The 16,157-nt window shown below is 74.4% G+C and carries 17 protein-coding genes; 7 read left to right on the top strand and 10 right to left on the bottom strand.

Features of this window, described 5'->3' with window-relative positions:
- Positions 1-97: 97 nt before the first annotated feature.
- On the top strand, positions 98-781 hold the full coding sequence (gene ung, locus EIZ62_RS28275) for a uracil-DNA glycosylase (protein ID WP_156695494.1): 684 nt from the start codon (positions 98-100) through the stop codon (positions 779-781).
- A gap of 236 nt (positions 782-1,017) precedes the next feature.
- On the top strand, positions 1,018-1,413 hold the full coding sequence (locus tag EIZ62_RS28280; protein WP_156696637.1) for a hypothetical protein: 396 nt from the start codon (positions 1,018-1,020) through the stop codon (positions 1,411-1,413).
- Between the two features lie 840 nt (positions 1,414-2,253).
- On the opposite strand, the gene EIZ62_RS28285 is transcribed toward EIZ62_RS28280, so the two are convergent.
- Positions 2,254-2,721: a hypothetical protein gene (locus tag EIZ62_RS28285; RefSeq protein ID WP_156695495.1), complete on the bottom strand. Its 468-nt coding sequence runs from the start codon at positions 2,719-2,721 to the stop codon at positions 2,254-2,256.
- A gap of 88 nt (positions 2,722-2,809) precedes the next feature.
- Positions 2,810-3,400 (bottom strand): TetR/AcrR family transcriptional regulator, encoded by a 591-nt coding sequence (locus EIZ62_RS28290; protein WP_156695496.1) that lies wholly within the window; start codon positions 3,398-3,400, stop codon positions 2,810-2,812.
- A gap of 82 nt (positions 3,401-3,482) precedes the next feature.
- Here EIZ62_RS28290 and EIZ62_RS28295 point away from each other — a divergent pair, with 82 nt between their 5' ends.
- Both EIZ62_RS28295 and EIZ62_RS28300 read left to right on the top strand, forming a co-directional pair.
- Positions 3,483-4,700: an FAD-dependent monooxygenase gene (locus tag EIZ62_RS28295; protein ID WP_156695497.1), complete on the top strand. Its 1,218-nt coding sequence runs from the start codon at positions 3,483-3,485 to the stop codon at positions 4,698-4,700.
- Positions 4,701-4,791: 91 nt separating this feature from the next.
- On the top strand, positions 4,792-5,700 hold the full coding sequence (locus tag EIZ62_RS28300) for a Gfo/Idh/MocA family protein (RefSeq protein WP_156695498.1): 909 nt from the start codon (positions 4,792-4,794) through the stop codon (positions 5,698-5,700).
- On the opposite strand, the gene lnt is transcribed toward EIZ62_RS28300, so the two are convergent.
- The 6 genes from lnt to EIZ62_RS28330 form a co-directional block, all read right to left on the bottom strand.
- Positions 5,621-7,222: an apolipoprotein N-acyltransferase gene (gene lnt / locus EIZ62_RS28305; protein WP_156695499.1), complete on the bottom strand. Its 1,602-nt coding sequence runs from the start codon at positions 7,220-7,222 to the stop codon at positions 5,621-5,623. The two genes, EIZ62_RS28300 and lnt, sit on opposite strands and share 80 nt — an antisense overlap.
- 139 nt (positions 7,223-7,361) lie before the next feature.
- Positions 7,362-7,823, bottom strand: coding sequence for a nuclear transport factor 2 family protein (locus EIZ62_RS28310; protein ID WP_208828081.1), 462 nt, complete (start codon positions 7,821-7,823; stop codon positions 7,362-7,364).
- Between the two features lie 111 nt (positions 7,824-7,934).
- A complete protein-coding gene (locus tag EIZ62_RS28315) occupies positions 7,935-8,150 on the bottom strand; it encodes a hypothetical protein (protein WP_156695500.1) in 216 nt (71 codons plus the stop codon).
- A 219-nt stretch (positions 8,151-8,369) separates the two neighbouring features.
- Positions 8,370-8,549 carry a hypothetical protein gene (locus EIZ62_RS28320; protein WP_156695501.1) on the bottom strand — a complete coding sequence of 60 codons (180 nt, stop codon included), beginning with the start codon at positions 8,547-8,549 and terminating at the stop codon, positions 8,370-8,372.
- A 99-nt stretch (positions 8,550-8,648) separates the two neighbouring features.
- Positions 8,649-9,524 carry an undecaprenyl-diphosphate phosphatase gene (locus EIZ62_RS28325; RefSeq protein ID WP_156695502.1) on the bottom strand — a complete coding sequence of 292 codons (876 nt, stop codon included), beginning with the start codon at positions 9,522-9,524 and terminating at the stop codon, positions 8,649-8,651.
- A 120-nt stretch (positions 9,525-9,644) separates the two neighbouring features.
- A complete protein-coding gene (locus EIZ62_RS28330) occupies positions 9,645-10,349 on the bottom strand; it encodes a TVP38/TMEM64 family protein (protein WP_156695503.1) in 705 nt (234 codons plus the stop codon).
- A 360-nt stretch (positions 10,350-10,709) separates the two neighbouring features.
- Here EIZ62_RS28330 and tuf point away from each other — a divergent pair, with 360 nt between their 5' ends.
- The 3 genes from tuf (at position 10,710) to EIZ62_RS28345 (ending at position 13,662) form a co-directional block, all read left to right on the top strand.
- Positions 10,710-11,879 (top strand): elongation factor Tu, encoded by a 1,170-nt coding sequence (gene tuf, locus EIZ62_RS28335; protein ID WP_156695504.1) that lies wholly within the window; start codon positions 10,710-10,712, stop codon positions 11,877-11,879.
- Positions 11,880-11,954: 75 nt separating this feature from the next.
- A complete protein-coding gene (locus EIZ62_RS28340) occupies positions 11,955-12,812 on the top strand; it encodes a patatin-like phospholipase family protein (protein WP_156695505.1) in 858 nt (285 codons plus the stop codon).
- Positions 12,813-12,816: 4 nt separating this feature from the next.
- The gene (locus tag EIZ62_RS28345) at positions 12,817-13,662 is read left to right on the top strand and encodes a spermidine synthase (protein WP_425281855.1); all 846 of its coding nucleotides are present in this window, start codon (positions 12,817-12,819) and stop codon (positions 13,660-13,662) included.
- Here the strand turns inward: EIZ62_RS28345 and EIZ62_RS28350 are convergent.
- Together EIZ62_RS28350 and EIZ62_RS28355 are read right to left on the bottom strand one after the other, a co-directional pair.
- Positions 13,624-14,952: an MFS transporter gene (locus EIZ62_RS28350; RefSeq protein WP_156695506.1), complete on the bottom strand. Its 1,329-nt coding sequence runs from the start codon at positions 14,950-14,952 to the stop codon at positions 13,624-13,626. The genes EIZ62_RS28345 and EIZ62_RS28350 overlap by 39 nt on opposite strands.
- 55 nt (positions 14,953-15,007) lie before the next feature.
- Complete coding sequence (locus tag EIZ62_RS28355; protein WP_156695507.1) at positions 15,008-16,081, bottom strand: DUF8017 domain-containing protein; 1,074 nt, start codon at positions 16,079-16,081, stop codon at positions 15,008-15,010.
- Between the last annotated feature and the right edge of the window lie 76 nt (positions 16,082-16,157).

Consider the following 16,157-nt stretch of genomic DNA (forward strand, 5'->3'; position numbering starts at 1 on the left):
GCCAGCGGGTGGAAACCGGCCGGTGGGGCCGGTTGTCAGTGGTCACCGGTAAGTTCTGTGAGCAGACAAGGCGATCACCCCACCGGAGGTTGTTCACGTGACCGACACCGACATGCTGCCCGAGTCCTGGCGCGGCGTCCTCGGCGACGAGCTGCAGAAGCCGTACTTCCAGCAGCTCACCGAGTTCGTCGAGGAGGAGCGGGCCAAGGGGCCGGTCTACCCCCCGCGCGAAGAGGTGTTCGCCGCGCTCGACGCCACCCCGTACGACAAGGTCAAGGTCCTCGTCCTCGGCCAGGACCCGTACCACGGGGAGGGGCAGGGACACGGCCTGTGCTTCTCCGTGCGGCCCGGTGTGAAGACGCCGCCGTCGCTGCGCAACATCTACAAGGAGATGCAGGAGGAGCTGGGGCACCCGGTGCCGGACAACGGCTACCTGATGCCGTGGGCCCAGCAGGGTGTCCTGCTCCTCAACGCGGTGCTGACCGTCCGGGCCGGTGAGCCGAACTCCCACAAGGGCAAGGGCTGGGAGAAGTTCACCGACGCTGTGATCCGCGCCGTCGACGCCCGGCCCGACCCGGTCGTCTTCGTGCTGTGGGGCAACTACGCACAGAAGAAGCTGCCGCTGATCGACGAGACGCGCCACGTGGTGGTCAAGGGCGCGCACCCCTCGCCGCTCTCCGCGAAGAAGTTCTTCGGCTCCCGTCCGTTCACCCAGATCGACAAGGCCGTCGCCGACCAGGGGCACGCCCCCATCGACTGGCGCGTCCCGAACCTCGGCTGACCGTCGCCCGCCGGCCCGCGCTCCGGGGCGCGGCGCCGCCCCGGACCGAGCCTGAGCGGGAAAGCCGTCCACTGCGGCTAGCGTCGGAGGACCGGCCCCCGGGCCCTGGCCGGCCCCGGGGCCCGGCCGGCCCGGGCCGGGTCGCCGACGGACGAGTGGAGGCCGCAGTGCGGGAGCAGCAGCAGGACGCGTCGGACGCGCCGGAGGACGCCGTCCTGACCAGGATCGGGCAGACGATGATGCTCCTCCACGGTGGAGACCGGGAAGAGGCGCGCAACCGCTTCGGCGAGCTGTGGGAGCAGCTCGGAGCGGACGGCGACCCGCTCCAGCGCTGCACGCTCGCGCACTGCATGGCCGACGCCCAGGACGACCCCTACGACGAGCTGGCCTGGGACCTCCGGGCGCTGACCGCCGCGGAGGAGGTGGACGGCCACGGGATGGCGCTGCGCGCCCTGTACCCCGCCCTCCACGTCAACCTCGCCGCCGACTACGTCAAGCTGCGGCGCCCCGACGCGGCGCGCACCCACCTCGACCGCGCCCGCGCCACGTCGGGCACCCTGACCGACGACGGCTACGGCAACGGCGTCCGCGCCGCCATCGCCCGCCTGACGGAGCGCCTCGCCGCGGAGTGACCGCGCGGTGCGCGCCTGCGGGGCGTCTGCCCGGGCAAACGGGTGACGCCGCAGGGCCCGCGCCGGGGCGGTGCCGCGCGGCGGGGGCGCGCCTGGCGGGGCGCTCCGGGTGTACGTGCCGGTGGCCCCGGCCAGGTTGCGCCCGGTTGACGGGTGTTGCGGGAACCGCAGCCCTCGGTGGGGCCCAGCGGTGGGCCCCGCGTGGGCCCGGCGGCGCCCTGGACGGCGCGTCGGGCCCGCTCCCGGCTGACGGGCGGGCCGACGGCCTTGCCGGCCGCAGGGGGCCTGGCGGTGCGCACGCGGCTGGGGGTAGCCCGGCGGGACCGGCACGACCGACAGCGTTGCCGCTGACCTGGGCCGGCGGGGCCGAACGCCCCGGATCCAGGGCGTGGTGTGGCCGCCCCGCTTGTCGTTCGCGCGGACGGTTGGCGAGCACGTCGAGCCGCCGTCGCCGGAGACGGCGGTCTGGCCGCGGTGGCCGCAGGACCGGCGCGCGGCTCCCGGCGCCGGGTGCAGGTCCCGGCTGTGGCCGAACGCCCCGACGCGCAGGGTGGCATGGCCGCCCCGCTTGTGCACCGCGCGGGCGCGGACGGTCGGCGAGCGCGTCGAGCCGCCGTCGCCGGAGACGGCGGTCTGCCCGCCGTCGCCGCAGGCCCCCGGCGCAGGTCCGGCGTATCCGCAGGTCCCCCGGCGCAGCTCCCGGCGGTGGCCACACTCCTCAGCGCAGCTCCCCGCGGTGGCCGCAGGCCCGCGGCGCACGCCCCCGCCCGCGTTCCGGCGGTGGCCACGGCGCCCAGTCGTGGCTCAGTGCTCGCCCCGGGAGGGGGTAGCGGCCCGGCGTCAGTGGCCGAGTGCCTCCTGGCAGAGCTTGGCCTGGCGGCTGTCGGGGTCCCAGTCGCCGAAGCTGCGGCCGAGGGTGCAGACGTCGGGGACGTTGTCCGGGACGGAGGGCAGGGACGGCGGGTCCATCCGGGGGAGCCGGTCGCGCGGGTGCTCGGGTGACGGGAGCTCGCCCGGGCGGTCGTCGCGGGGTGCGGTGGGCGGGGTGGCGGGCGGCGCCGGGGCGCGGTCCGGCGCGGCCGGGGGCGGCTGCCGGGGCGCGGACGCCGGCGGTGGCGCCAGCGCGGCCTCCAGGGCCTCGCGCGCGGGGCCCTGGACGATCTGCGGCGCGACGCCCTGGCCGGCCGGGCCGGTCGCCGGCGGGGGGCCCGGAGCGGGAGCGGCGCCCGGATCGACCGACATACAGCCGGAGACGGCCGCCACGGCCACGGTCGCCAGGACCTTCGCGGTGATTCTCGTTCGTTGCACCCGGTAACTCTGGTCGGTGACCGGCCCTTTGGGGACGGCTACCCGCGGTTATTGGTCCGCACGGGTGATGGGTGTGACCGGCCGATGATCAGGCCGTGGTGCCGCCCGGACCGCCGAGCATCCCCCCGAGCAACTCGCGGAACCCGGTGCGCAGTTCCTCCCGGCTCGGTACGGACGAGTGGAACGCCCCGACCGCGCAGGAGAACATCAGCCCCTCGCACCAGGCCACCAGGGACAGGGTGTGGCGCTCGGGCTCGGAGGACCCGGCCGCGCGCATGAGCGCCGTCAGCGGCTCCCGGAACCGGCGCCCGGTCTCGTCGTAGAACGCGCGCAGCTCCGGGCGGCGGGTGGCCTCCAGGCCCAGCTCGTACCGGGCGACGAGGAGGTCGCGGTGGTCGGTGAGGTAGCGGTGAAGCGCCAGGGAGAGGCCCTCCAGGAGCCCGTCGAGGCCGGTGTCGGGGACGGGCATCTCCTCCAGGGACATCACCCGCGCCTCCCTGTCCGCGAGCCGCCGGACCGCCGCCTCGAGGAGGGCCTGACGGGTCCGGGCGTAGTTGGACGTCGAGCCCTGGGGGAGCCCTGCGGTCTCGTCCACCGCGCGGTGGGTGAGCCCGCGCATGCCCCGCTCGACGAGCAGGGTCAGGGCGGCGTCGGCGATGAGGTCGGCGCGTGCGGTCATGGCCCCAACCTACCGCTCGCACTACACCCGTAGTACGGTGAACGCGTCACTACAGATGTAGTTCCGCCTGCGTGGAGGAATCATGGACAACCGCACCGCCATGCCCCTGGCCGTCGTCGTGGGCAGCGGAATCGGCGGCCTCACTGCCGCCGTCGCCCTGCACCGGCGCGGCTGGCGCGTCACCGTCCTGGAGCGCGCCGCCTCGCTCCAGCCCGTGGGCGCCGGCATCGGCCTCGCGCCCAACGCGCTGCGGGCCCTGGACGTCATCGGCCTCGGCGACGAGATCCGCGCCCTCGCGACCTGGCAGGGCGACGGCGGCATGCGCACCCCGGGCGGACGCTGGCTCTCCCGTACCGACGCACAGGCCGCCGTCGCCCGGTTCGGCGACCCGCTCGTCCCGGTGCACCGGGCCACGCTGATCGACGCCCTCGCCTCCCGCCTCCCGGACGGGGCCGTCCGTACCGCGACCCGCGCCACCCTCACCGACCCGGGATGCCCCGCCACCGGCCGCCGTGCCGTGGTCACCACCCCGGACGGCGACATCGAGGCCGACCTCGTCGTCGGCGCCGACGGCATCAACTCCGCCCTCCGCCCAACCCTGTTCCCCGCCCACCCCCGGCCGGCGTACGCGGGCTTCACCACCTGGCGCGTCGTCATCCCCGCCCCCGACCGGCCGTTCGCCCCCCACGAGACCTGGGGACGCGGCGCCCTGTGGGGCACGCAGCCGCTCAAGGACGGCCGTGTCTACGCCTACGCCGCGGCCGGAGCCCCCGCCGGCGCGCACGCCCCCGACGACGAACGCGCCGAGCTGACGCGCCGCTTCGGGACCTGGCACGACCCGATCCCCGCGATCCTCGCCGCCGTCGCCCCCGACCAGGTGCTCCGGCACGACGTCCACCACCTCACGACCCCGCTGCCCGCCTTCCACCGGGGGCGCACCGCCCTGCTCGGCGACGCCGCCCACCCCATGGCACCCACCCTCGGACAGGGCGGCAACCAGGCCATCGAGGACGGCATCGTGCTCGCCCACCACCTGTCGCCCCACGGTGACGTCGGCGCGGGCCTCGCCGCGTACTCCGCGGTGCGCGTGCCGCGTACCACCGGCATCGTCCGCAAGTCCGCCCGTGTCGCACGGCTGCTGACCCTCACCAGCGCCCCGGCCGTCGCCCTCCGCGAGACGGTGATGACGCTCTCCCGCTTCGGCCCCGGCCTCGCGCTGCGCACCTTCGACGGGATCGCGGACTGGCGGCCGCCCCAGCACACGTATTCTGACCGGGCACACCAGCGCGACGACGCCTGACGGCAGCACGGGAACAGCCACGAGCACGGGCCCGAGCACGGGCCCGGGCAGGGGCCCGGGCACGGTCGCGTACGGCGACAGGGAGAGTGTTGTGAAGATCGGTTGCATCGGACTCGGTGACATCGCGCAGAAGGCGTACCTGCCGGTGCTCGCCACCGTCCCCGGAGCCGAACTCCACCTCCAGACCCGCACCCCGGCGACGCTCGCGCGGGTCGCCGACACCTACCACCTGCCCGCCGGACGGCGCCACGCCGACCTGGACTCGCTGCTCGCCGCGGGCCTCGACGCCGCGTTCGTGCACGCCCCGACCTCCGTCCACGCCGAGATCGTCACCCGGCTGCTGGACGCGGGCGTGCCCACGTACGTCGACAAGCCCCTGGCGTACGAACTCGACGAGTCCCGCCGCCTGGTCGAGCGCGCCGAACGCGACGGAGTGAGCCTCGCCGTGGGGTTCAACCGCCGTCTCGCGCCCGGCTACGCGCAGTGCCGGGACCACCCGCGCGACCTGATCCTCATGCAGAAGAACCGCATCGGCCTGCCCGAGGACCCGCGCACCCTGGTCCTGGACGACTTCATCCACGTCGTCGACACCCTGCGCTTCCTCCTGCCCGGGCCCGTCGAGCACACCGACGTACGGGCGCGGATGCGCGACGGCCTGCTGCACCACGTGGTGCTCCAGCTGTCCGGCGACGGCTTCACCGCCATCGGCATGATGAACCGGATGAACGGCTCCACCGAGGAGATCCTCGAAGTGTCCGGGCAGGAGACCAAGCGCCAGGTCCTCAACCTCGCCGACGTCGTCGACCACAAGGGCCAGCCGAGCGTGCGGCGGCGCGGCGACTGGGTGCCGGTCGCCCGCCAGCGCGGCATCGAGCAGACGGTGCACGCCTTCCTCGACGCCGTACGCGCCGGGAAGACGCTCAGCGCCCGGGACGCACTGGCGACCCACGAGCTGTGCGAGCGCGTGGTGCGGGAGTGCCTGGAGCAGTCCGCCGCCTGACCGACCGGGCAGCCCCGACGGCGCCGAGCGACGCCAGGACGAGCACGGCCGCGTACACCGCCCAGTCGCCGAGCCGGACGTACGGCGTCGTCCCGGCCGCCAGCGGTACGTCGTACACGGCGGCGGCGCTGCGGTCGGTGCCGAGCGGCGCGCCGACGCGCTCACCCTCCGGCCCGTACACCGCGCTGACGCCCGTCAGCGTCGCGTGCACCATCGGCCGTCCCGTCTCCGCCGCCCGCAGCGCCGCCAGCGACGCGTGCTGCCCAGGCGCCCAGCTGTCCTGGAACGTCGACGTCGCCGACTGCGCCACCAGCACCTGCGCCCCCTCCCGCACCAGGTGCCGGCTCATGTCGGGGAACGCCGTCTCGAAGCAGACCAGCGGGCCCAGCCGCAGCCCGCGCTCCCCGACCGTCATCACCACCGGCTGCTCGCCGCGCCTGCGGTCCTCGGCCGCCGCCCTGCCGACCGACGTGGCCCAGCCCAGCACCGACCGGAACGGGACGTACTCGCCGAACGGCACCAGCCGCATCTTGTCGTAGCGGTCACCGGTGGTGCCCTCGGGACCGACCAGCACGCTGCTCTTGTAGATGCCCGGCCGGTCGGACCGGCGCGCGTCCACGTTCACCAGGACCTCGGCGCCCACCTGCCGGGACAGCGCCGCGAGCCGGGCCGTGTACGCGGGCCGCGCCGTCAGGTCGGCGCCGACGCTGCTCTCGCCCCACACCACCAGGTCCACGTCCTGCCGGCCCGCCAGCTCCCGCGTCAGCTCCTCGGCCCGCGCGAACCGCCGCTCCGCCCCGCCCACCCCGTTCAGCACCCCCGGCTGCACGACGGCGATCCGCACCTGCCCGGCCGGCTGTGGGGCCGGCACCCACCACGCCGCCGCACCCATGGCGACCGCACACACCAGCAGACCGGCGACGGCGGTCGGGCGCAGGGCGCGAACCGACACCAGCAGGGTCACCGCCGTGTTCACCGCCACCACTAGCAGGCTGACGAGCCACACCCCGCCCAGCGACGCCACCCTCAGCGCGGGCGGCACCTGCCACTGACTGGCCCCGAGCAGACCCCACGGGCCGCCCAGCCCCTCCCAGGAACGGACCAGCTCCACCATGAGCCAGCCCGACGGCACGACGGCGAGGGCGGCCGCGGCACGCGCGCGTGACGGCACCCCGGACAGCATCAGCCGCACCAACGGACCCCACGGCGCCCACAGCAGCCCGAGCAGGGCGGCCAGCAGCAGGATGAAGACATGGAGGCTCGGCATCAGCCAGTGGTGTACGGCCAGCATGAACCCGAGCCCGCCCAGCCAGCCGTCGAGCGCCGCGCGACGCCACGTGGGTGCCGTGCGGATCAGCAGCATCCAGGGCACCAGTGCCAGGTACGCCCACCACCACAGCGACGGCGCCGGGAACGCCAGGGCGGGCAGAGCGCCGGCCACCACGGCCGCCGCGCCCCGCCACCACGGCGACGCCGCCACGTGCGCCGTGCGCGGCCGCCACCGCCCGACCGGGATCCGCATCGCGCCTCCTCGCACAGTGGGCCGCCTCCCGACGCTTCCGGATACCCGGCGACGCCCCGCTAAGACGTACGGCGACGCCTCGCGACGTCCGGTGGCAGACCCGGACGCCCTGCCGACATCTCCAGTGTGCGGGAGCAGATCATTCCGCCGACAGTACGCCGCCGGTCGCGCGTCGCCACTTCTCGTGCACCACCACCGTCCGCAGCCGCCACCCGCCGTCGGTGCGGGCCAGCGCGAAGGCGTACCGCCCGCCCGAGACGAAGTCGTCCCCCGCCGCCATCCGCATCGGATTCACGTAGTCGGCCAGCGCCTCGGCGCGGTCGCCCGGATAGCCGCCCAGGTCCTCGATGGTCACCCGCCGGTTGACGATCAGGTGCTGGCGCACGGGGAACAGGCGCATCGTCTCCGCGAGCCAGTCCACGACCTCGCCGGCCGGGCCGGCGACCCCGCCCGCGCCCTGGTAGTCGGCCCGCCCGTCGGCCGTGAACAACGCCCGGTAGGCGGACCAGTCCGCGTCGTCCACCGCCACCGCGTACCGGGTGATCACTTCGTCGATGGCCAGCCGGTCCATCACGGTCGCGAGATCCACGCGCTGCGTCATCGCATCAGTGTCGGGCAGCGCGACCCGCAGGCCAAGAGCCCCGCACGCCCCACCGCCCGGCGCCGGTCACCGCCCGGCGCCGGTCACCGCCCGGCGCCGGTCACCCGGCCGTCACGCCGCCTCCCAGTGGTGGGCACGGCCGCCGCGCCACTCCACCAGGTGCGGGTCGTCCAGGGAGATGTCCGCCTCGTCCAGCCCCGCGCGCCGCAGGAACTCGACGAGGTCCGCGTCGTTGTGGGCGAGGCCCACGATCTGCCCGCGTACGGTGACGCGCCGCCCGCCGCCGGGGGAGGGGCGGTGGACGACGACGGGTGCCTGCCAAGCCATGGGACCAGGGTGCGCCGTGCGGCGCCCGATCGCGAGCCGGTGCGTCCGTTCACACGGGGTGTGAACGCAGTGCGTGCACAGGTGCCCCGTGCGCCCTCGCGTCCGTCCGCCTCGCGCGGGAGGCTCTCCGCAGGTGTCCGGGACGGAGGACCCGGGCATCGGGCCGCCGGCCACCCCCCCTGCCGGCGGCCCCCGCCCATGCGTACCGGCCGCCGGAGGTTACGCGGCCCTCTCCACGTCCCCCTGCTGCGAGGTCCGGGCGTACTGGAGGACCAGGGCGCTGTAGATCCGCTGCTCGTCCTCCGACAGCTGCCCGCCGGAGCGCACCCACAACTCGCGGATGGCCGCGTTCAGGGCTTCGGCGTCCGGGGTGGGCAGCTCGTCGGGGGATCTGGTCATGGCACCCAATGTAGGGGGACCCCCCGGCCGTACGGCTACTTCTCGCGGCGCTTTGTGACGAAGCTCCCGCCGGGCCGGGTGCCGCCCGGCCGGGGGGCGTCAGCCGCCGGACTCACCCGCGTGCGGGCTGAGGACACCCATCCCGACCAGGGCGAACAGCACCAGGCCGAGGACGATGCGGTAGATCACGAAAGGCATGAAGCTCTTGGTGGTAATGAACTTCATGAACCACGCGATCACCGCGTATCCCACGGCGAACGCGATGATCGTGGCGAAGATCGTCGGGCCCCAGGACACGTGCCCGCCCTCGCTCGCGTCCTTGAGCTCGAAGAGTCCGGACGCCAGCACGGCCGGGATGGCGAGCAGGAAGGAGTAGCGGGCCGCCGCCTCGCGGGTGTAGCTCATCAGCAGGCCGCCGCTGATCGTCGCGCCGGACCGGGACACACCGGGAATCAGCGCCATCGCCTGGCACATGCCGAAGATCAGACCGTCCTTGACGCCCAGGTCCTTGAGGGTCTTGCGCTCGGGCGCCGCGCGGTGGCGGCCGCCCTCCTCGACGCGGGCGGCCAGCCGGTCGGCGATGCCCAGGACGATGCCCATGACGATCAGGGTCGTCGCGATCAGGCGCAGATCACGGAACGGGCCCTCGATGTGGTCCTTGAGGGTGACACCCAGCACACCGATCGGGATCGAGCCGACGATCACCAGCCAGCCCATCTGGGCGTCGTGATCGCCGCGCATCTCCTTGTTCGTCAGCGACCGGAACCAGGCGGACACGATCCGCGCGATGTCCTTGCGGAAGTAGATGAGTACGGCCGTCTCCGTACCGATCTGGGTGATCGCCGTGAAGGCCGCGCCCGGGTCGTGCCAGCCCGCGAAGGCCGCGGTGAGGCGCAGGTGCGCGCTGGATGAAATGGGGAGGAACTCCGTCAGCCCCTGGACGAGCCCGAGGATGAGTGATTCGAACCAATTCATGGGGCTGAAGCCGTCCCGAATGTGCTCGTGGGGTCAATTGGGGGCGGCCGTGATCGTTCGACGGCCGGTCGGTGCGCAGCGTACAGCCCCAAGATGAATGGAGGCGGCCGCCCGGGCGTCCTACCGGCTGCGCAGGCGGTGGCGCTTGCACCAGGCGACCACCGCCGCGCCCAGGCCGCTCAGCAGGATGAATCCCATCGCGAACAGGAACGCGGGCGAGGTCGGGGACGCCGCCTCGCTGCCCGCCACCACATAGGCCGCCGTGTTGGGGATCGAGCCGATGCCCGTCGCCAGCAGGAACGGCGCGTATCCCATGCGTGACACCGCCGCGCAGTAGTTGGCGGCGGCGAAGGGCACGCCCGGGAAGAGGCGGATCGCCAGCATCGAACGGAAGCCGTGCCGGCTCAGCTGCCCGTCCGCGGCCTCCAGCCACCGGCCCCGGACCAGGGGCCGCAGGGCCTCCTGGCCCAGCAGCCGCCCGAGCGTGAACGCGATGCCGGCGCCCAGCACCGTCCCGCCGACCGCCGCGACGAGCCCGGCCTGCGAGCCGAACAGCGCGCCCGCCGCCAGGTTCAGGATCGGCCTCGGGACGAAGGCCGCGGTGCACAGCCCGTACGCCATCGCGAACAGCACCACCGCGCCCGCGCCGCCGACCTGTGGGGGCCAGCCCGCCGACAGCAGCCGCTGTGGCTCGTACAGCACGACCGTCACCGCCGCGGAGGCAAGGACGACGAGCAGGAGCGACAGTCGCGACCAGGGCGACAGAAGAGCACGGGAGCAGCGGACGGCGAGACCGGCCTGGGGCCTGGTGACGGGGTCGAGCATCCGGGGAGACTAACCGACTTGGGCCGGTGATCGCCGTAACGTCCGTCTCGTACCTGGTTGATGCGTCCCGCCCGCCCCACCGGCACCAGGGGCCGCTCGGCTCCCGTGGGCACCGTAATTCGGTCGACGCGCACCCCGCGGACCAGCCATGATCGGCACATGTTCCGGTACGCCTTCCTCGCAGCGCCGTCCGCAGTCGCGGACGCGCCGAAGGCTGCCGCATTCGCCTTCCCCGCCGTTCTCGACGGCGCCCGAAGCTGACCCTTCCCGGATCGTCCGGCGGACCCCGCAGGGGGAGGGTCGGCAGGGCGCGGGGGTCCTCTTCAACGCTTCGAGTTCCGGGAAGGAACGTCAGCAGCCATGCCCAAGACGGCATACGTGCGCACCAAGCCGCACCTCAACATCGGCACCATGGGTCACGTCGACCACGGCAAGACCACCCTGACCGCGGCCATCACCAAGGTCCTCAGCGAGCGCGGGACCGGCACGTTCGTGCCGTTCGACCGGATCGACCGGGCGCCCGAGGAGGCGCAGCGCGGCATCACCATCAACATCGCGCACGTCGAGTACGAGACGGACACCCGGCACTACGCGCACGTCGACATGCCCGGCCACGCCGACTACGTCAAGAACATGGTCACCGGCGCGGCCCAGCTCGACGGGGCGATCCTCGTCGTCTCCGCGCTCGACGGGATCATGCCGCAGACCGCCGAGCACGTGCTGCTGGCCCGTCAGGTCGGCGTCGACCACATCGTCGTCGCCCTCAACAAGGCCGACGCGGGTGACGACGAGCTCACCGACCTCGTGGAGCTGGAGGTGCGGGAGCTGCTCACCGCGCACGGGTACGGCGGTGACTCCGTCCCCGTGGTCCGCGTCTCCGGGCTCCGGGCCCTGGAGGGCGACCCGCGCTGGACCGGCGCCGTCGAGGCGCTGCTCGACGCCGTCGACACCTATGTGCCGATGCCGGAGCGGTACGTGGACGCGCCGTTCCTCCTGTCCGTGGAGAACGTGCTCACCATCACCGGTCGCGGCACGGTCGTCACCGGCGCCGTCGAGCGCGGCACGGTCCGGGTCGGGGACCGCGTCGAGGTGCTGGGCGCGGACACGGAGACGGTCGTCACCGGCCTGGAGACCTTCGGCAAGCCGATGGAGTCCGCCCAGGCCGGCGACAACGTGGCGATGCTGCTGCGCGGGGTCCCGCGCGACGCGGTCCGCCGCGGCCACGTCGTGGCGGCGCCCGGCAGCGTCCGCCCGAGCCGGCGCTTCACGGCACGGGTGTACGTGCTGTCCGGGCGTGAGGGCGGCCGGACCACGCCGGTCACGACCGGATACCGCCCGCAGTTCTACATCCGCACCGCGGACGTGGTCGGTGACGTCGGCCTCGGCGAGACGGCCGTCGCCCGCCCCGGCGACACGGTCACCATGACCGTCGGCCTGGGCCGTGACGTCCCGCTGGAGCCGGGCCTCGGCTTCGCGATCCGCGAGGGCGGCCGCACGGTCGGCGCGGGAACGGTCACCGAGGTGCTCTGAGCGCCACGGGCCGCCACCACCGGGAACAACACCCTGGTGGTGGCGGGCCGTTGACCGACCGGCAGACTGGCGTCCATGCCAGAAACGGGAACGACAGCATTGGTTCTTGGCGCGGGCGGACTCACGGGCACCGGCTGGGAGGTGGGTGTCCTGCACGGCCTCGCCGAGGCGGGTGTCGACCTGTCGACGGCCTCCGTCGTCATCGGCAGCTCGGCCGGCTCCGCCGTCGGCGCGGATCTGCTCTCCGGCGGGGAGAGCCTCGCCGGGCTGTACGAACGGCAGCTGGCCGACCCGCCGCCGGGGCGCCCCGCGGGCCGCCTCGGCCCCGCGACCCTCCTGCGGTACACGGCCGCCGTCCTGGCCTCGCGCACCCCCGAGGCGTACGGGCGAAGGCTCGGCCGCCTCGCGCTCGCCGCCCGGACACCGGTCGGCGAGGCCGCCCGGCGCGAGATGATCGCCGCTCGGCTGCTGCACCACGAGTGGCCCGGCCGGCCGCTGCGGGTCACGGCCGTCGACGCCGCGACCGGCGAACTGCACACCTTCGACAAGGACAGCGGCGTACCCCTCGTCGACGCCGTCACCGCGAGCTGCGCCATCCCCGGCGTCTGGCCGGCCGCGACCGCCCAGGGGCGCACCTGGATCGACGGCGGCCTGCACTCCACCGCCAACGCCCACCTGGCCGCCGGGTACGAACGGGTCGTGGTCGTCGCGCCCAGCGCCTCCGGCAACAAGGTGATCCACTCACCCCGCGCCCAGGCCGCCCGGCTGCGCGACGCGGGCGCACGGGTCGCCGTGATCACCCCCGACGCCGCCGCCCGGCGGGCCTTCGGGCGGAACCCGCTCGACCCGGCGCGCCGCGTGCCCGCCGCCCGCGCCGGGCGGGCCCAGGCCGCTGCCCACGCGCGGGCCGTCGCCGCCGTATGGGCACAATGAAGCGGTGACCGAGCCCCGCCCCGTACTCCGTGACGTCGACCACGGCACCGCGAAACTCATGCCGGACGTGGATCGTGAGCGGGCGTGGCTGCTGACGGTCGACGGGGCGCCCCAGTCGTACGTCGACCTGGACGATCCGGCGCACCTGGAGTTCGAGTACGCCCGCCGGCTCGCGCACGCCGTGGACTGCGCGGCGCCCGGGGGCGGGCCGCTGGACGTGGTGCACCTGGGCGGTGGGGCGCTGGCGCTGCCCCGGCGGCTGGCCGTGACCCGGCCCGGCTCCCGTCAGGAGGTCGTCGAGGCCGACCGCGGGCTCATCGCGCTCGTGGCGGAGCACCTGCCGCTGGCGCCCGGGAGCGGCATCACCGTGCACGGCGCCGACGCACGGGCGTGGCTGGAGGCGGCGCCCGCCCGGTCGGCGGACGTGCTGCTCGCGGACGTCTTCGGCGGTTCGCGGGTGCCCGCCCATCTGACGTCCCTCGGGTACGCGCGGGCCGCGGAACGGGTGCTGCGCAGGGACGGGGTCTACGCGGCGAACCTGGCGGACGGCGCCCCGTTCGCGTTCCTCCGCTCCCAGCTGGCGACCTTCGCCGCCGCGTTCGCGCACCTGGCGCTGATTGCCGAGCCCGCGGTGCTGCGCGGGCGGCGCTTCGGCAACGCCGTGCTCGTCGCCTCGCAGCGGGAACTCGACACCGCGAGCCTGGCCCGGCGGACGGCCGCCGACGCCTTTCCCGCGCGCGTGGAGCACGGCGCGTCACTGGCCCGGTTCACGGCCGACGCCCGGCCGGTGCGGGACGAGGACGCCGTCGCATCACCCGAGCCGCCCGGCGGCGCCTTCGGCATCGGCTGACGCGGGGTCGGCTGACGCGGGGGCGGCGGGCTGGGCGGCGACCTCCTTCGTACGCCGCGTCAGGTTCCGTACGTCCGGCACCAGCAGCACCAGTGCCGTCACCAGCACCACCAGCGCCGCGCACCCCCACAGCGCCTGGGAGCGGCCGAAGAGGCTCTCCGCCGGTCCGGCCAGCGCCGTCGACAGCGGCAGCATCGCGGTCGAGCCGAACCAGTCGTACGCCGAGACCCGCGACAGCTTCTCCTCCGGGATCTCCTGGTGCAGCGCCGTCATCCACGCGACGCCGAAGATCTCCAGCGCGACACCGCAGACGAACATCGCCGCGATCAGGCCGCCCACCGGGAGCGGTACGGCCAGCGCGGCCGACGGCAGCGCCAGCGGGAAGACGCACAGGGTGCCCACCAGGAGCATCCGGCGGGGCTTCCAGCGCATCGCCAGCAGCGCGCCGCCCACCGTTCCCGCCCCGAACGCCGCCAGGGCGAGCCCCCAGGGCCGGGCACCGCCGAGCTCCTCCTCGGCGACCAGCGGCCCGTACACCGACTCGGCCGCCCCGACGACCGCCACGACCACCGAGAACTGCGCCACGATCGACCAGAGCCAGGGCCGCCCCCGGAACTCGTCCCACCCCTCGCGCAGGTCGGACAGCAGCCCGCCCCCGGGGGCCCGCTTCGCGATGTGACCGACGTCGAGGAAGGCCCGCAGCGCGCCCGCCACGGCGAAGGCCGCCGCGTCGACGGCGAGGACCCAGCCGGGGCCGAACGCCGCGATCATCGCGCCGCCGAGCGCGGCGCCGCCGATGCTGGCGCCGTTCACGGCCATCCGGAAGAACGCGAAGGCCCGCCCGGCCTGTTCGCCGCTGACGCTGGACATCAGCATGCCCTCGGCGGCGGGGCTGAAGAAGGCCTGGCCGGTGCCGCACAGGGCGGTCAGCAGCATCATCTGCCACAGCTGCGGGTCGCCCGCCAGGACGAGGACGGCGAACACCGCCTGCGAGACGCAGTTGAGGGCGTTCGCCGCGACCATGACCCGGTGGCGGGGTATCCGGTCGGCTATCGCGCCGCCGACGAGCAGGAAGAGGACGAGCGGCAGCGTACGGGCCGCGGCGACCAGGCCCACGTCCCCGCCGTCCCCGCCCGCCTCCAGGACGGCAAACGCCGCCGCGATCAGGGCGCCGTGGGTGCCCAGGTTGGTGACGACCGTGGCGGCGGTCAGGAGCGTGTAGTTGCGTCCGGCCCACCCGGGGCGTCGCGGACGGAGGCCCTTGCGGGGCGCGGCGGCGGGAGTACTCACCGGAGTACTCTCCCCGGCACCGCGCCCCGGTGCCAAACCGATTACGCGGAGGCGGTCAGGACGCGGACGCGCCCTCGGGCAGCCTCACCGTCGCCAGGATCTTCTGGATGGTCGCGTCCGGCACCTCGTCCGGGACGCCGGCGTTGGCGTAGAGGACCCAGCTGACGAAGTCACCCTTGTCGTTCTTGAAAGAGAAGACGGTGGACTTGCCGTCCGTGTCGCACTTGCCCTCCTTCTTGGTGTTGAGGGCCGTGGCCGTGGCGACGTGGCCGGTCAGACCGGACGTCGTGGTGAACGGCTTGGCCTTGGTGACCTTGACCGTGCCCTTGGGCTCGGTCTGGGCGTAACCGGCCCACGCCCACTGGCCGGCCGTGTCGTACGCGGCCTGGGCGGTGTCCTTGGCGCCCTGGGCGCCCTTGGTGCCGACCATGGCGAGGCCGGTCTCCTCCTTGCGCCCGTCCTTGTTGGCGTCGTCGGTGCACCAGGTGCTCTTGTACTCGGCCGGGGCGGACATCACGGCGACCGCGCTGCCGTCCTTCTTCACCTGGTCCTCGAACCCGACGCTGGTGCCCGAGCCGAGGACCTCCCAGTCGGCCGGGACGTCGAACTGGGCGCTGCGCTTGGGGTTGTAGACGACCTTCCAGCCCGGGACGGTGGGCTTGGCGGCGGTCCCACCGTCACGCGGGTTGTCCGTCGGCGCCGGCGGCGGGGCCTCGGACGACTTCGACGCGCTCTGCGAGGGCTTGGGGTCGGCGCCGACCGTCTTCTTCTCGTCGTCCTTGCCGAGCACCAGGAAACCGGTGACGCCGGCCGCGACGACGACCGCGGTCGCCGCGACGATCGCGACGATCGTCGTCTTCCTCTTGTCGTCGCCGCCCTGCGGCGGTACGGGCGGGCCGGGCATCGCGTACTGCTGCTGCACGGTCGGCTGCTGGTACGGGTTGGGCTGCTGGTACGTGGGCTGCTGGCCCGGCTGCGGCGCGTGGCCCGGCTGCTGCGGCGGTGCGCTCGGCGGCGGCGGGGTGGCCGGCTGCTGGTACGGATTCGGCTGCTGGTACCCCGGCTGCTGGTACGGGTTCTGGTCCTGCGGGTTCTGCTCGCCCCCGGGCGGCTGCTGTCCTGGCCACATGGCGAGTAACCATAGAGGTGCGTGGTGACGAGTGCCACGCCCGCCCCCTGGACCTGGTTCCCGCGGAGGCTTCCCG

This window comes from Streptomyces ficellus, from assembly GCF_009739905.1.
In the GTDB taxonomy this organism is placed as follows: domain Bacteria; phylum Actinomycetota; class Actinomycetes; order Streptomycetales; family Streptomycetaceae; genus Streptomyces; species Streptomyces ficellus_A.

What these genes read in the sequence shown, in the direction of transcription:
- EIZ62_RS28340 (WP_156695505.1), top strand. Translation starts at nt 11,955, where the DNA reads ATGCCAGAAACGGGAACGACAGCATTGGTTCTTGGCGCGGGCGGACTC.
- lnt (WP_156695499.1), bottom strand. Translation starts at nt 7,222, where the DNA reads ATGCGGATCCCGGTCGGGCGGTGGCGGCCGCGCACGGCGCACGTGGCG.
- EIZ62_RS28290 (WP_156695496.1), bottom strand. Translation starts at nt 3,400, where the DNA reads ATGACCGCACGCGCCGACCTCATCGCCGACGCCGCCCTGACCCTGCTC.
- EIZ62_RS28355 (WP_156695507.1), bottom strand. Translation starts at nt 16,081, where the DNA reads ATGTGGCCAGGACAGCAGCCGCCCGGGGGCGAGCAGAACCCGCAGGAC.
- tuf (WP_156695504.1), top strand. Translation starts at nt 10,710, where the DNA reads ATGCCCAAGACGGCATACGTGCGCACCAAGCCGCACCTCAACATCGGC.
- EIZ62_RS28280 (WP_156696637.1), top strand. Translation starts at nt 1,018, where the DNA reads ATGATGCTCCTCCACGGTGGAGACCGGGAAGAGGCGCGCAACCGCTTC.
- EIZ62_RS28295 (WP_156695497.1), top strand. Translation starts at nt 3,483, where the DNA reads ATGGACAACCGCACCGCCATGCCCCTGGCCGTCGTCGTGGGCAGCGGA.
- EIZ62_RS28310 (WP_208828081.1), bottom strand. Translation starts at nt 7,823, where the DNA reads ATGACGCAGCGCGTGGATCTCGCGACCGTGATGGACCGGCTGGCCATC.
- EIZ62_RS28315 (WP_156695500.1), bottom strand. Translation starts at nt 8,150, where the DNA reads ATGGCTTGGCAGGCACCCGTCGTCGTCCACCGCCCCTCCCCCGGCGGC.
- EIZ62_RS28330 (WP_156695503.1), bottom strand. Translation starts at nt 10,349, where the DNA reads ATGCTCGACCCCGTCACCAGGCCCCAGGCCGGTCTCGCCGTCCGCTGC.
- EIZ62_RS28325 (WP_156695502.1), bottom strand. Translation starts at nt 9,524, where the DNA reads ATGAATTGGTTCGAATCACTCATCCTCGGGCTCGTCCAGGGGCTGACG.
- EIZ62_RS28320 (WP_156695501.1), bottom strand. Translation starts at nt 8,549, where the DNA reads ATGACCAGATCCCCCGACGAGCTGCCCACCCCGGACGCCGAAGCCCTG.